This window comes from Luteimonas wenzhouensis (genome assembly GCF_007859305.1).
GTDB lineage: Bacteria > Pseudomonadota > Gammaproteobacteria > Xanthomonadales > Xanthomonadaceae > Luteimonas > Luteimonas wenzhouensis.
Genome location: NZ_VOHE01000007.1, coordinates 1 through 13,776, shown reverse-complemented (window position 1 = coordinate 13,776; position 13,776 = coordinate 1). Strand labels below are relative to the sequence as shown.

Sequence of the window (13,776 nt, the reverse complement as noted above, 5' to 3'; positions counted from 1 at the left end):
TCCCTGCCCTCCCGCGCGAGCGGACGAGGGCGCTCGAAGATCGACGCCTGACCGCCATGAGCCATCCTTCCGTCGAAGACATCAAGACCGGCAGCCGCGGCCTGCGCGGCACGCTGGTCGAAGGCCTGGCCGACCCGGTCACCGGCTCGCTGTCGTTCGAGGACCAGCGTCTGGTCAAGTTCCACGGCAGCTACCAGCAGGACGACCGCGACCTGCGCGACGAGCGCCGTCGGCAGAAGCTCGAGCCCGCGCACCAGTTCATGATCCGGATCCGCGCGCCGGGCGGCGTGTACACGCCGCAACAGTGGCTCAAGCTCGATGCCATCGCCACCACCTGGGCCAACCACTCGCTGCGGGTGACCACGCGGCAGACGTTCCAGTTCCACGGCGTGGTCAAGCGCGACCTCAAGGCCACCATGCAGGCCATCAACGCGGCCGCGCTCGACACCATCTCGGCCTGCGGCGACGTCAACCGCAATGTGCTCGCGGCCAGCAATCCCCGGCTCTCGCGCCTGCACGCGGAGGTGTACGGCTGGGCGAAGCGGCTGTCGGAGGCGTTCCTGCCCAGGACCCGCGCCTATTACGAGATCTGGCTCGACCACGAGAAGCTGGCCGACAGCGGGCAGGAAGAGGAGCCGATCTACGGCAAGGCCTACCTGCCGCGCAAGTTCAAGATGGCGGTGGCGGTGCCGCCGCACAACGACGTGGACGTGTTCGCCAACGACTTCGGGCTGGTGGCGATCGTCGACGACGACGGCGCGCTGGCCGGCTTCAACGTCCTGATCGGTGGCGGCATGGGCGCCACCCACGGCGACCCGAAGACCTACCCGCGCCTGGCCAGCGTGATCGGTTTCGTGCCGCCGGAGCGGGTGCTGAAGATCGCCGAGGCCGCGATCGTCGTGCAGCGCGACCTGGGCGACCGGGTCGAACGCAAGCACGCCCGCTTCAAGTACACCATCGACGACCACGGCCTGGAGGCGATCGTGGCGCAGATGGAAGCGCACGCCGGGTTCGCGCTGGAACCGGCGCGGCCGTTCCGGTTCGAGCGCAACGGCGACGCTTTCGGCTGGACCCGCGGCGAGGACGGCCGCTGGCACCTGACGCTGTCGCTTCCCTGCGGGCGCATCGCCGACCTGCCCGGCGCCGACCTGCTCACCGGACTGCGCGAGATCGCGCGCGTGCACCAGGGCGAGTTCCGGCTGACCGCCAACCAGAACCTGGTCATCGCCGGCGTGCCGGAGGCCGAACGCGCCCGGATCGAGGACCTGGTGGCCCGCCACGGCCTGGACGTGGCCGGTCGCGCCCCGACCGCCCTGGCGCGCCACGCCGTGGCCTGCGTGGCCCTGCCCACCTGCGCCCTGGCGATGGCCGAAGCCGAACGCTACCTCCCCGATTTCACGGCGAAGCTGCAGCCGCTGCTTGAGAAGCACGGCCTGGCCGAAGCGCCGATCCTGCTGCGCATCTCCGGCTGCCCGAATGGCTGCTCGCGGCCGTACCTGGGCGAGATCGCGCTCGTGGGCAAGGCGCCCGGCCGCTACAACCTGATGCTCGGCGCCGACCACCGCGGCCAGCGCCTGAACACCCTGTACCGCGAGAACATCACCGAGCTGCAGATCCTCGCCGAGCTCGAGCCGCTGTTCGAACGCTATGCGGCCGACCGCCGGCCCGGCGAGGGCTTCGGCGACTTCCTCGTGCGCACCGGCGTCGTCGACATCCCGGCGAAGGACCGCCGTGCCGCGATCACGATCGAAAGCACCCTGGTCGAGGAACCCGCATGACACTCCCCACCCCCGAAGCCGCGCTCGAATCGGCCCAGGCGCGCGCGGAGATCAACGACTGGCTGGCCGCCCGCAGCGCCGAGGAGCGCGTGGCGTGGGCGCTCGAACACCTGCCCGGCGAACACATCCTGTCCTCCAGCTTCGGCGCCCAGGCCGCCGTGTCGCTGCACCTGGCCACCGCCCAGCGCCCGGACATCCCGGTGGTCGTGATCGACACCGGCTACCTGTTCCCCGAGACCTACCGCTTCATCGACGAACTCACCGACCGCCTCTCGCTCAACCTCAAGGTCTACCGCCCGCAGATCGGCGTGGCCTGGATGGAAGCGCGCATGGGCCGCATCTGGGAAGACGGCATCGAAGGCCTGGAGCGCTACAACCGCCTGCGCAAGGTCGAGCCCATGCAGCGGGCCCTGGCCGAACTGGGCGTGGGCACCTGGATCGCCGGCCTGCGCCGCAGCCAGAGCCGCACCCGCGCCAACATCCAGTTCCTGGAGCGCAAGGACGACCGCTGGAAGCTGCACCCCATCGCCGACTGGACCGACCGCGACGTCGGCCAGTACCTCACCCGCCACGGCCTCCCCTACCACCCGCTGTGGGACAAGGGCTACGTCTCGATCGGCGACGTCCACACGACCCGCCCGCTCGCCGACGGCATCCCGGCCGAACAGACCCGCTTTTTCGGGCTCAAGCGCGAATGCGGCCTGCACTACGACGACGACGCCAGCGCCGCGGCCTGAGCCGCGGCGCTGGCGCGGTCCGCGCGGCTGCACTCAACGGGGGAGGATGCGATCCTTGTACTGGTCGCGGCAGGCCTCCCGATAGCGCGCCAGCGACTCGCCGAACGGCAACCGGCCGTTCTGCTTCCTGAACCTGTCGAGGGCGTATTCGTAGAGCCGGTAATCGTAGGCGTAGAGCTCTTCGATCAACGCACGGTCGGCCTCGGATATCTCGTCGGCCAGGGGCCGCCCCGGATTGCGGTTGTCGCGCACCCAGGGCGCCACCGACTCGATACCCGCCAGCGCCGCGAACACGAAGAGCGACTCCTCGAAGTATTCTGCGATGCCCAGCGCGTAGACATGCGCCTCCAACGCATCCACCGCGATGCTGTACAGGTCTGCCGTCGACAGCCGACGCTTGCGCACGGCGCGATTCGGGCCGAACCCCATCCCGAACTGCGCCACCAGGCTGTGCCGCGTGCCCTTGCCCTCGACGACGAATTCGCGCAGCGAAGGGAATTCCTCCTGCGCGCCGCCGGCGGCCATGTGCTTGTTCTTGATCCACTGGTAGAAGGACAGCACGCGCGGCAGCGGGTGCCGCAGCTGGGTGATCCAGATGCGGTTCGGGGCGGGCGCCAGGGCGCCGAACAGGTAGTGGTCGACGATGAAGGCCTGGCGCCCGTTCATCGCGTCCACGCGCGCGCGGAACTCCTCGTCCGTGCAGCGGATCCGGTAGTGGCTGACGAACTCCCGCTCACGCCCCGCCCAGCGGTAAGCCTCCCCCATGGCGTTCGCCATGGCCAGGGACCCGCTCTTGTTGACGGCGTGGTAGACGATCTGCACGCCCGCCAGGTCGTGCGGAAACGCATCCAGCCCGATGCCCGTTGCGAAGCGCGCGCCCATCAGCCGTGCCGGCGACGCGCGACCACGCGAATGACGACCGGATCCTCGTCGCCGTGCACCGCCAAGCCCGCCGACTCCTCGGCATGGATCGCCGACAGGCCTGCCCCTTCCATCCGGGCCAGCAGGTCGTCCAGGACGATGAACCGGCGGTAGTGGCCGTGGATGCGTTCGGTCGCGCTCACCACTTCGCCCAGGCGCGCCATCGGGTCGTTGATCGAGCGGCACTCGACATGGAGCCTGCCCTCGCGGCCCAGCAGCTCGCGAGCGGATTCGAGCAGGGCGATCTCCTCTTCCACCGGCATGGCGTGGAGGACGAAACGGCAGTAGATGGCATCCAGCCCCGCCTCGACCTCCGGGGCGACCTCGGGCAGCGTGCCATGCCTGAAATCGACCCCGGAATTCGCGTGCGCATCCTTGCACAGGTCGATCGCCGCGGCCGACGCATCGATGGCGACCACTTCATGGCCCAGCGACGCGAAGTAGCACGCATCGCGTGCCGTTGCCGCACCCGACTTCGAGTATCCGCCTCGCACCCTGCAGGCCGGCGGCGACATGCCGGGCGAAGCCGGAGGGATCGACCGGCGCGGCGGCCCGGGCATAGTAGCTGCCCCAGTGCCTGTCGCGTCCATGGCCTGCACGCCCCGCACGCCCCTCCAGGAAGGCCTCCACCACCTGCGAGGCCACTGTGTCCTGGGTCGGCGCGCCGAAATTGTCGATCCGCAAGCAGTCCTCGCCCGGTTCGTCGTAGAGTTCTGCGAGGTTTCCGCCCCTGCCATAGATCTTCTTGGTTTCGCTGTCGCGCCTGAGGCGTTCGTCCTCGGGGACGTTGAGGAAGACCTCCATCGCGTTGGCCACGTTCTCGCGAAGCCAGGCACGGGCCTCGTCGTACATCGCCACCGCGCTGATCACGACCGTGTGGCCCTGCGACGACAGGTGGCTGCAGAGACGGAAATAGACCCTCGCCAACTCGATCCGCTCGTCTCGCTCGTAGCCCCAGCGCGAGGCGAAGATCGAGCGCAGGTCGTCGCCATCGAGGAATACCGTCGAAACGCCACGCTCCTTGAGCCTGGCGACCACCCGCCGCCCGACGGTCGTCTTTCCCGCGGCCGAATAGCCGGTGATCCAGATCACCCCGCCGCGCGCGGCGGACCCCTGCACTGCCGGAACCTGCGGCATTGTTCCTCCCTTCACCAGATCATCGACCGGACCGCCGCTCGAACGGCAGGTGCTCATGTCGGTCGTCTTCAGCAGAGTTGGAAACCTGGTCGGCCCACCCCCGCGACATCGGGTGTGGGCCCGCGCAGGCCGGGCCCGGCACGCGATCCTTGGTCGACGGGCATGCTAACCGATCGGAATCCGCCTGCAAGGCAGCGGTCGGGTTGCGCCAGGGCCCAGGACCTCAGCGGGATCCGATGGTCGGGAACCGGCGCCAGAGGCCGATCCACCCCGCCCGCGCCCGGCGACACCGGACGCCAGACCCGGCCCATGCTGTCCTCGGGCCGTGTCCCTGGCGGCACGCCGCGGGCGCCGTGAATCGCCGCGGATCCAGTACGGCCGCGGGGACGCCACAACCGGGCGCCTCGAGTCGCCGGGCTTCGATCGGCGCCGGACAGTGGCGCGGGATGCCGATGAACCAGGCCGCACGGGTGCCCGCTCCTGTACCGGGGTGCGGGTCCTCGCAGAGGATCGCGCCTCGAACGCCGCCCCGACGACGTCCACGACGTGGACAGGGCTGCGCACGACCGGTCCATCGCGCGGGCGTTCGATCGCTCCTCCCGCCGGCACGACGGGCATGGAGCGCGCGATCACGCCGAGACCGTGCCGCCGAGTCCCGCCCGCACGCTTGCGTCATGCGCAGGCTGGCCGGCAGGCGCCGATCATGGGGACAGTGAGTGCTCGATCGCGAGCCTGGACGCGCCCTGTTCGCCAGCGGCATGGCAGGCCCATCCCCATGCGCCGGCAGGCGCCGCCGGTACCGCGTTCCGCTCGAACCGCACGCGAGGCGCCTCGCGCCAGGCGTTCTGGATGTCGTGGTTCGTCCGGGACCCGGCGACGTGAGGCGCTGCGACGCCGAGGCCAGCGCCGTGGCCCGGGCCGCGGCGCGAACGCCATCAGGGAGTGGTGGTGCCGGTGCGGAAGTCGAGGAAGAACTGGCCCTGCGCCTCGCCGGTGGCGGACTCGGCGAGCGGCCCCACTTCCAGGTAGGTCGTGCCCAGCTCGGTCTTGGTGAAGGGCACCCAGACCACGCCGTTGGGCTTGTTCTCGCCCTCGCGGCGGCGGAAGCCGGCCTTCTCCAGCGACTTGGCGACCGCGTCCACCGTCTCGGCCTGCGAAGCGCCGCGGTAGCCGAACGTCAGCCGCAGGCGGGGGTTGCCCTGTCCGTCGGCGTAATCGCGGCGCTGCGCGTACGCGAAGCGATCGGGCAGGCAGACGCCCGCCGGCAGGTCGGCGAAGCCTTCGCCGGCGCCGCAGGATTCCGCGGGCGGCTGCACCGGCTCGACCGGCGCGGGTTCGACGGCGGCGGTCTGCTGGGACGGCGCGCCCTGCTCGGCACAGCCGGCGAGGGCAAGGAGGATCAGGCTGGGGGCAAGCAGTTTCTTCATGGTTGCAATGATCTCACAGGGCACGTTGGTCTGGATCGACGGACCCGGCGCGGGAGCGCCAGGCGGGCGGTCGGTTCATGGTCGGGCGGCGCACGCGCGGCCGCAAAGCATAGCGGCCGGGCGTGTGCCGTACACGGGCTGCGCGACGGTCGGCTATCCGGCCTGGGCGCGCGCGGCTGCCAGCAGGCGGGCGACCCCATCGCGGAGGCCCAGCCGGGGTGTCCAGCCCGTCGCGCGCGCGAACTTCCCCGGATCGAGCACGATCCCGGGCACGTCGTACTGCCTCGCCGGCGATCGCCGCACCTCCAGTGGATGGCCGGAGAGCGATTCGATCATGGCGATGATCTCGTTGAGGCTGGCGCCGGTACCGGTACCGACGTTGTAGGCGCCGGGCGCGAGGTCGCCCGCCACCGCGAGCTCGAACGCGCGCGCGACGTCCTCGATGGCGATGTAGTCGCGCACGATGGCGCCATCGCCCCAGACCTCGATCGGCTCGCCCGCCGCGGCCGCGCGCGCGTACCGCGCGATCACGCCGACCGCAGCCCCCTGCAGCTGGTACGCCCCGTAGGGGTTCGCCACCCGCAGGCTGAGGGGTGACAGCGCCGGGTACAGCGACAGGTAGTGCTCGATCGCCATCTTCGACACGCCGTACGCGCTGAGCGGGGTGCCGGTGTCGCATTCCTGCACGGGCAGGCGGCTGGGCGCGCCGTAGACGGTGCCGCCGCTGGAACTGAAGACCAGCCGGCGCACCGACGCGGACCGCGCCGCGTCGAACAGCCGGATGCTGGGCAGGATGTTGCGCAGGGCGTCGCCGGCGATGGACTGCATCGAGCTGGCCGGCGTGGTCGCGCAGGCCAGGTGGACGACGGTGTCGGCCCCCTCGAGCAGCGGGTGGGGATCGTCGCCGGACACGAAATCGAACTCGCGCGTCTCCACCGCCGGCAGCCAGGCCTGGGCGCGATCGAGGCGTCGCCGGGTATCCGCCACCAGGACGTCGTCCCCGCGACCGGAGAGCCTGTCCGCCAGCGCGGTGCCGATGAAGCCCGCGCCGCCGACGATCACGACACGCATCGGTCGTCCTCGCAGCGGCGCAGCACCTGCAGCCCGATCGCATCGTGGCCGACCACACGGCTGCGATAGCGGACGGATTCCGCGGAGTGGAAGCGGAACAGCGGGCGGATCCGCGACAGCGGATCGCCTTCCGCCGGGTCGGCGACTGCGAGCCCGGCGTCGCGCAGCAGGAGGATGCCGTCGGCGGCGAGGATGCGGTCGCATTCGCGCCAGATCTCCTTGCCGACCGCACCGCCCGCCGGCGCCTGCAGGTACACCAGTTTCAGCGAACCGTCGCGGAACGAGAACCGCCCGTCCTGCGCCAGCAGCGCCTCGCCGTCGGCGAAGCCGTGCAACTGGCCCTGGAACTGCTTGCGCCAGATGCCGTGCATCGCCTCGCCGACCCCCAGCCCCAGCGCGGGCAGGCGCCGGTAGGTCAGCATGGACTCGGCCAGGAAGCGGTACAGCGTGCGGTCGGCCGGGGCCGAACCGCATTCGGGGCAGAGCGCGCCGCTGCCGTCGAACGCGGGACCATTCCACTCGCACAGGTTGCAGTGACGGACGCTGCCGTTGGCGATCGCATCGACTAGCCGCAGGTCCCCGAGCGTCGGCGGATGGATCGCCCCCACGTGCTCGTCGAGGCGCGAGAAGATCCCCGGGCGGGTCTTGTTGAACAGCGCCAGCATCCCTGGCGCGCTGCCCAGCTGCCAGCCGCGGCTCTCGACGTAGTAGCTGAACTCGACGTCGGTGTAGTTGTGCGGGACCGCGTCGCTGAACCCGCCGATCTCGTCCACCATGCTCCGCCGCAGCACGAAGAACCCGCCCTGCACGTGGGCGAACCGGCGCTGCGGATTGGCCTCGGCGAACTCGCGATTGCGGAACTTGGGGAACTCCGGGATCGCGACCGGGTAGCGATCGCCGGTCAGGTAGCTGGGCGAGTAGCACAGCGTGCCGGCCTGGCCGACCGCCGGGTGCTCGTCCATGTATTCGATCAGCGGCTTTTCCCAGCCCGGCTCGAGCACGAAACCCTCCTTGCCGCAGACGTACACCGCGTAGTCCGAATGGCTGTTGGCCAGGCAGATGTTCGTGCCCGGACCGACGAAGGCGTTGTCGCGGTTGAGCACCACGGTCACGTTGCCGTGGTAGGCGTGCAGCTCGCACAGGAACGCGGCCACGTCGGGCTTGCTGCCGTTGTCGCAGATCACCAGGTGCCAGGGCATCGAGGTGTACGCGCACAGGCGCCGCACGACCTCGTGCAGTTCCGGCAGGTTGTTCCAGCTCACGATCATCAGGTCGACGGTCTTGCGCTGCCACAGGCGCACCAGCCGGCGGGTCAGCCGCTGGGCGTTGAACGACCGCGCCACCAGCGCCCGCGCGTCCTCGATCATCGAGGCCACCTCGGCCTCGGGCATCGCATAGAAGCGCAGGATCGCCTCCGCCACGCCCTCCGCGTCCGCCGCGCAGACGATGCCGGTGGCGCCGTCCTGCACCAGGTCGGGGATGCCCGAGATGCCAGTCGCCAGCACCGGCAACCCGCTGGCCATCGCCTCCATCAGTACCGTCGGGATGCCGTCCATGTCGCCGTCGACGGCGCGGACGCTCGGACAGGCGAACAGGTCGCTGTCGGCAAACACCTCGAGCATCTCCTGGCGGCTGCGGACCGGGCCGTGCAGGTGCACGTTGTCGACCCCCAGCGCGTGGATCTGGCTGCGGTATTCCTCCTCCAGCTCGCCGTAGCCATGCAGATGCACCTCGATGCCCGCGGCCGCCAGCGCCGGCGCGGCGCCGATCAGCGACGACAGGCCCTTCTTGCCGGTGAAACGGTGGATCGCGCAGACCCTTCGCCGCGCACGCGCTGCGTGGCGCGTGCCCTGACCCCGGTCGTACAGCGCCGGGTCGATGCCGTTGGGGTTGATCAGGATCTTCGCCGCCGGCACGCCATGGTGCTGGACGTACTCGCGGTGGAAATGCGAGGGCACCAGCACCCGCAGGCACTGCGGGGACCGGGCGATCTCGCCGATCCGGTTACGCTCCACGTTGACGTGGCGGAAGATGTCCTGCGCGTGCGCGATGAACGTGAACGGTACGCCCGCCTGCTCGCACGCCGGCCACACCATCTCGGTGACCGTGGGGTAGGTGAAGTGCGAATGCACGATCTCGCGCCCGCTGCGCACCAGGGCCGCGGCGAGCTCGGCGGGATCGCGGACCTGGGTCCAGGTGATCGGGAAGTCGGGCACGAACTCCTTGTGCGGAGACTGCCGGCAGTACACCTCGACGTCGTGGCCCTGCTCGACCAGGATGCGCAGCTCGTTGAGCACGAAGGTTTCCGAAGGCACCGGGAAGTGCCAGAGGAAGTAGGCGATGCGCAGCGGCCCCTCGGGGCGAGGCGCGGGCAGGTTGCGCGCCGGCAGGGTCATCGGCGCCAGCGCGACCTCCGCCGCGAAGATGCGGTCGTAGGCCTCGCGCAGCTGCTCGCGATAGCGTTCGGTGGAGAACAGCCGGCGCGCGCGCGCGCGCGCCGCGGCGCCCATCCGCAACCGCAGCGCCTGGTCGGTGCACAGCTGCAGGAGCCGGTCTGCGGCGGCCTGCACGTCGCGGTAGGGCACCACGAAGCCGGTCTCGTGGTCGGCGACGAGCTCGGGGATCGCGCCCCACGCGTACGCCACCACCGGTCGCGCCGCGGCCATCGCCTCGAGCACGGTGCGCCCGAACGACTCGCGGAAATGGGAGAAGTTGACCACGACGTCGCATTGTGCCAGCGCCTCGGCGGGCGACGCGCTGTAGCCGGGGAACAGCAGGTTCGGCGGCACCTCGCCGGCGGCCTGGCGCTCGCGGAGTTCGACGACGAAGCGGTTCTCCGGCCCGATCATCAGCATCCGCACGTTCGCGTGCCGCGCGTGCAGCAGCTGCGCGACCTGGACGAAGTCTTCGATGCCCTTCTTCGGGATGTTGCTGCTGACCATGCCGATGGTAACCGGCCCCACGACCGCCGCCGGCGCGGCGACGGCGTACAGCGCGTCGTCCGCGGTATTGGGCACCACGAGCGTGCGCCCGGGCTTGGGGAAGCAGGCGGCGGTGGCCTCGGAGTTCGCGATCAGCCAGTCGGTCGACGCCAGCACCTGCTCGACGATCGCCGGGGGATCCTCGCCGATGCGCTCGATCAGCGCGGCGTCGTGGGTGATGATCTCGCGCGCGTGCAGCACGGTGCGCACGCCCATGCGGCGCGACGCCAGCAGCGGTTCGCGCAGCATGATGGTGTTGACGTGCACCGCGTCGACGCCGTGGGTGGCGATGATCCGCGCGAACTCGGCCACCGCGCGCTCGTCGATCCCGACGCCGCTGGTCCACCAGCCGTAGCGGAACGAGACCACCGCCATGCTGCGGTCGCGCAGGGCGCGCACGTAGTCGCCGCCACCGCCGGGGATGGTCACCACCACGTTCGCGCCCATCGCCGCGAGGCCGTCGAGCACGTCGAGCAGGCTGCGTTCGCTGCCGAACAGCTGGCTGCCCGCGATGTGCGCGCACACCAGCACCGTGCGGGCGTCTGGATCGCGCGGGCGCTTGCCCACCAGGTTGCGCACGACGAGGGCCTCGGTGACCCCGTCGTCGGGCAGGATCTTCGGCAGCGTCGGCGCCACGATGCGATCGGGCATGACGCGGCGCCCCTCCCTGCGGCCGTGGCGCACGTAGTGCAGCAGCGGGTTGACGCCCGCCTTCGCCACGTCCGGGTTCTCGGCGAGGTAGTAGGCGGTATCGAAACCGGGGCCGGGGTTGCGCCCCAGGCGCGCGCCGATCCTCAGGTAGTGCTCGGCCGCCCCGAGTCCGAGCGCGGCGACGTCCGGATAGCTGGACAGGTACCAGGCCTCGTCCACCAGGCCGGATCGCGAAAGTTGTTCGATGTCGCGTTGCATACTGTTCTTGCTCACTTCTTGACGCCCCCGGCGGTACCGGTCGCGACCCGTCCCTCCTGCATGCCGTGGCGCAGGTAATGCACCAGCGGGTTGATTCCGGACGCGGCGACGTCTGGGTAGCGCTCCAGGTAGCCGCGGGTGCTGAAGGCCGGGCCCGGGTCGCGCCCCTCGGCGGCCCCATGGCGCAGGTAGTGCTTGACCGGGTCCACGTTCCGCCGCGCGACGTCGCCATAGCGGAGCAGGTACCAGGCTTCGTCGAACAGCCGCGACTTGCGCAGCAGCTGCTCATCCGGCACGTCGTCGAGCTTTGCGAGGCTCGGCACCTGCATCTCGCGCGGCGCGCCGCTCAGGATGCGCGCGGCCTTCAATGTCCGGCCGGCCAGCAACGCATTGCCCCAGTGGTTGAGGCGCTCGATCGTCGCGCGTTGCGCTTCGATCGCACCGCGCAGGGCGCCCGACTCCAGTTCCGCCGCGTGCCTGGCGGCGGCCAACCGTTCCTCCAGTTCCCTGCCCCGCCGGGTGAGCGCGGCCACCTTGGCTTCCAGCGCGAACACCATCTCGGTGAGGGTCCGGGTCTCGCCGAATCGCACCCGGATCGAGGCGTTCGCTTCCTCCAGTTGCGCCTGCAGCGCTTCGACCTCGGCCTTGCGCGCAGCGCGCAGCGCGTCGATCTCGCCGGCGTGGCGGCGCTCGGCGTCGTCCGCCGCTTCGCCCGCCTCGCGCAGTCGCGCCTCCAGGTCTTCCGCGCGGACGCGCTCGGCCTCGAGCGCGGTTTCCGCCTGTCCGGCGCGCGCCTGCTCGTCGGCCAGCTGCCGCGCGCGCTCCTCCGACTGCTGCAGCGCCTGTTCGGCCTTGGCCAGCCGCTGCGCCCGTTCCTCCGCCAGCTGCTGCGCCTGCGCGGCCTCGGCCACGCGCTGCGCCTGCTCTTTGGCCAACCGCTGCGCCCGCTCTTCCGCCAGCTGCAGCGCCTGCGCGACCTCGGCGAGGCGCTGGGCCTGGGCCTCGGCTTCCGCGGCACGCTGCGCGAGGGAGTCCGCCTCGCGCTTCCGCAGCTCGGCCTGGCGCGCCTCTTCCCGGGCACCGGCCTCGCGGACCAGTTCGTCGATGCGGGCGGTGGACGCCTCCAGTTCGCGGCGGGCGTCGGCGAGCTGCGCCTTGAGGTCGTTGCGATCGGCCTGGAGCCGGCCCTCGATCTCGTGCACCACCGGCATGTAGGCGTGGCAGGCTTCGTCGAACGCCTTGCGCAGCGCGTCCAGGCGCGCGCGGACCTCCGGGGCGTCCGGGCCCGGCTCGCCGGCCAGCAGGGCATAGGCCTCGCGCACCCATTCGTCCTGCGGGCGGCCGGTCGGGCGCAGTTCCCCGTCATCGCTGCGGTTGCGGTGAAGTTCCTCGGTCAGGTAGGCATCGACTTCCGCCTCCACCGCGCCGGACCAGCGCGGCCATGCCAGTCCCAGTTCGCGGCCAAGCCGGTCGACGACCCCGCGCCAGTCGTGCAGCAGGGCATCGTAGGTGGCGACCGAGCGCACCAGGCCCCGGCTGCCCGCCTCCGCCTCCAGCACGTGGCGCAACCAGAGCGCCTGCCCCTGCAGCGCGCCGAACCCGTTCCTCGCCTGCAGCGAGAGGCTGACCTCCAGCGGCTTGCGCAGCGGCATGACCACGCGCGCGTCGATGCCCATCCGCTCCAGGACCACCCGCCACGCCGGCATCAGCCGGCACATGCGCGGGTCCTTCACCAGCAGGGTCGGCGCGCCGTTGAACTCGGCGACGATCGCCTCCTCCAGTTGCGCGAGCAGCTGCGGCGCGGCCGGGGAATCGATCCAGGCGGGATTGAACCGGTCCCAGTCGTCCCAGCTGCTTCCGGCCGACTGCAGGATCCTGTCGTGCACCGTCATCAGGGCGGTCGATTCCCAGTACCCCTTCGGATTGTCCCTGGTAGGTGCCATCAGATGGCGCGGCGTGGCGATCCCCAGCAGGGACAGCACCCCCGCAATCGCCGAGGTTCCCGACCGGTGCATGCCGAGGACGATCACTGCCGTCCTCGTGCCCACCTGCGGTTTCGATTCGGTCATGCCCTTCATTGTCTCCATGGATATTGGCGCCGCCCCCGCGGCGCCGGCTCAGGCGCCGACGTCGAGCTTGATGCGCGTGGTCGAGATGTCCGGAGTGCGCGGCAGGTAGCGCACCTCGCACAGCTCCGAGAGGAAATCGAACCGTCCCGCCCAGTCGTCCCCCATCACGAACACGTCGGCGCCATAGCGCCGGATGTCGTCCACCTTCTGATCCCACGTGCGCTCCGGGAACACCTCGTCGACGTACCGGATCGATTCCAGCACCGCCTTGCGGTTCTCGTAGTTGAGCAGCGAGGACTTGTGCTTGCCCTGGTTGAACTCGTCGGTCGACAGGCCGACGACCAGGCGGTCGCCGAGCGCGCGGGCGCGCCGGAGCAGGTTGATGTGCCCGACGTGCAGGATATCGAATGTCCCGTAGGTGATCACCGTCTTCATGCGGCACGCTCCGTGGCCGGGGGGGCGGCCACGTCCCGGGCCGCATACAGGCTCCGCACCCGCTGGACGACCCGCCAGGCGCTGGCGTCGTCGGTGTGGTCGAAGAACAGGCGCGTGCGCCATGCGCGCGCCGTGGCGTCGGGGTCGCCGTCGAGCAGGGATTCCAGGGCCGCGGACAGCTGGCCGAAGTCCCTGCACACGGGCCCCGGGAACACGTGCTCCAGGTCGTAGAACAGGCCGCGCTCCGTCCCCGCGTAGTGCGCCAGGTCGTAGGCGAAGCTCACCGAGGGACGCCCCGTCAGCATGAAGTC

Annotated in this window: 11 protein-coding genes; 2 read left to right on the top strand and 9 right to left on the bottom strand. The window is 70.8% G+C overall.

From position 1 onward, the window contains the following. The first annotated feature begins 56 nt into the window (after positions 1 to 56). Positions 57 to 1,778, top strand: coding sequence for an assimilatory sulfite reductase (NADPH) hemoprotein subunit (gene cysI / locus FQY79_RS12195; protein ID WP_146313190.1), 1,722 nt, complete (start codon positions 57 to 59; stop codon positions 1,776 to 1,778). Next, complete coding sequence (locus FQY79_RS12190) at positions 1,775 to 2,515, top strand: phosphoadenylyl-sulfate reductase (RefSeq protein ID WP_146313189.1); 741 nt, start codon at positions 1,775 to 1,777, stop codon at positions 2,513 to 2,515. The genes cysI and FQY79_RS12190 overlap by 4 nt, the downstream gene beginning before the upstream one ends. Positions 2,516 to 2,548: 33 nt before the next feature. Here the strand turns inward: FQY79_RS12190 and FQY79_RS12185 are convergent, their stop codons facing one another. The 9 genes from FQY79_RS12185 to FQY79_RS12145 all read right to left on the bottom strand — a co-directional run. Then, a complete protein-coding gene (locus tag FQY79_RS12185; protein ID WP_146313188.1) occupies positions 2,549 to 3,397 on the bottom strand; it encodes a hypothetical protein in 849 nt (282 codons plus the stop codon). Continuing rightward, positions 3,397 to 3,855 (bottom strand): methyltransferase domain-containing protein, encoded by a 459-nt coding sequence (locus tag FQY79_RS12180; protein WP_246123110.1) that lies wholly within the window; start codon positions 3,853 to 3,855, stop codon positions 3,397 to 3,399. Before FQY79_RS12180 ends, FQY79_RS12185 begins: the two co-directional genes overlap by 1 nt. A gap of 1 nt (position 3,856) precedes the next feature. Next, positions 3,857 to 4,630 (bottom strand): adenylyl-sulfate kinase, encoded by a 774-nt coding sequence (locus tag FQY79_RS12175; RefSeq protein ID WP_146313186.1) that lies wholly within the window; start codon positions 4,628 to 4,630, stop codon positions 3,857 to 3,859. Positions 4,631 to 5,508: 878 nt separating this feature from the next. After that, complete coding sequence (locus FQY79_RS12170) at positions 5,509 to 6,000, bottom strand: hypothetical protein (protein ID WP_146313185.1); 492 nt, start codon at positions 5,998 to 6,000, stop codon at positions 5,509 to 5,511. A gap of 153 nt (positions 6,001 to 6,153) precedes the next feature. Continuing rightward, positions 6,154 to 7,071, bottom strand: a complete 918-nt coding sequence (locus FQY79_RS12165; protein ID WP_186760032.1) for an NAD-dependent epimerase/dehydratase family protein — start codon at positions 7,069 to 7,071, stop codon at positions 6,154 to 6,156. After that, entirely contained in the window at positions 7,059 to 10,976 is a 3,918-nt protein-coding gene (locus tag FQY79_RS12160; protein WP_146313183.1) for a glycosyltransferase, read from the bottom strand. Before FQY79_RS12160 ends, FQY79_RS12165 begins: the two co-directional genes overlap by 13 nt. Next, positions 10,973 to 13,030 (bottom strand): hypothetical protein, encoded by a 2,058-nt coding sequence (locus FQY79_RS12155; protein WP_146313182.1) that lies wholly within the window; start codon positions 13,028 to 13,030, stop codon positions 10,973 to 10,975. The genes FQY79_RS12160 and FQY79_RS12155 overlap by 4 nt, the downstream gene beginning before the upstream one ends. A 48-nt stretch (positions 13,031 to 13,078) precedes the next feature. Beyond that, entirely contained in the window at positions 13,079 to 13,465 is a 387-nt protein-coding gene (gene tagD, locus FQY79_RS12150) for a glycerol-3-phosphate cytidylyltransferase (protein ID WP_146313181.1), read from the bottom strand. Then, the coding region (locus FQY79_RS12145) for a CDP-glycerol glycerophosphotransferase family protein (protein WP_186760029.1) at positions 13,462 to 13,776 on the bottom strand (315 nt) is incomplete at its 5' end. The genes FQY79_RS12145 and tagD, both read right to left, overlap by 4 nt.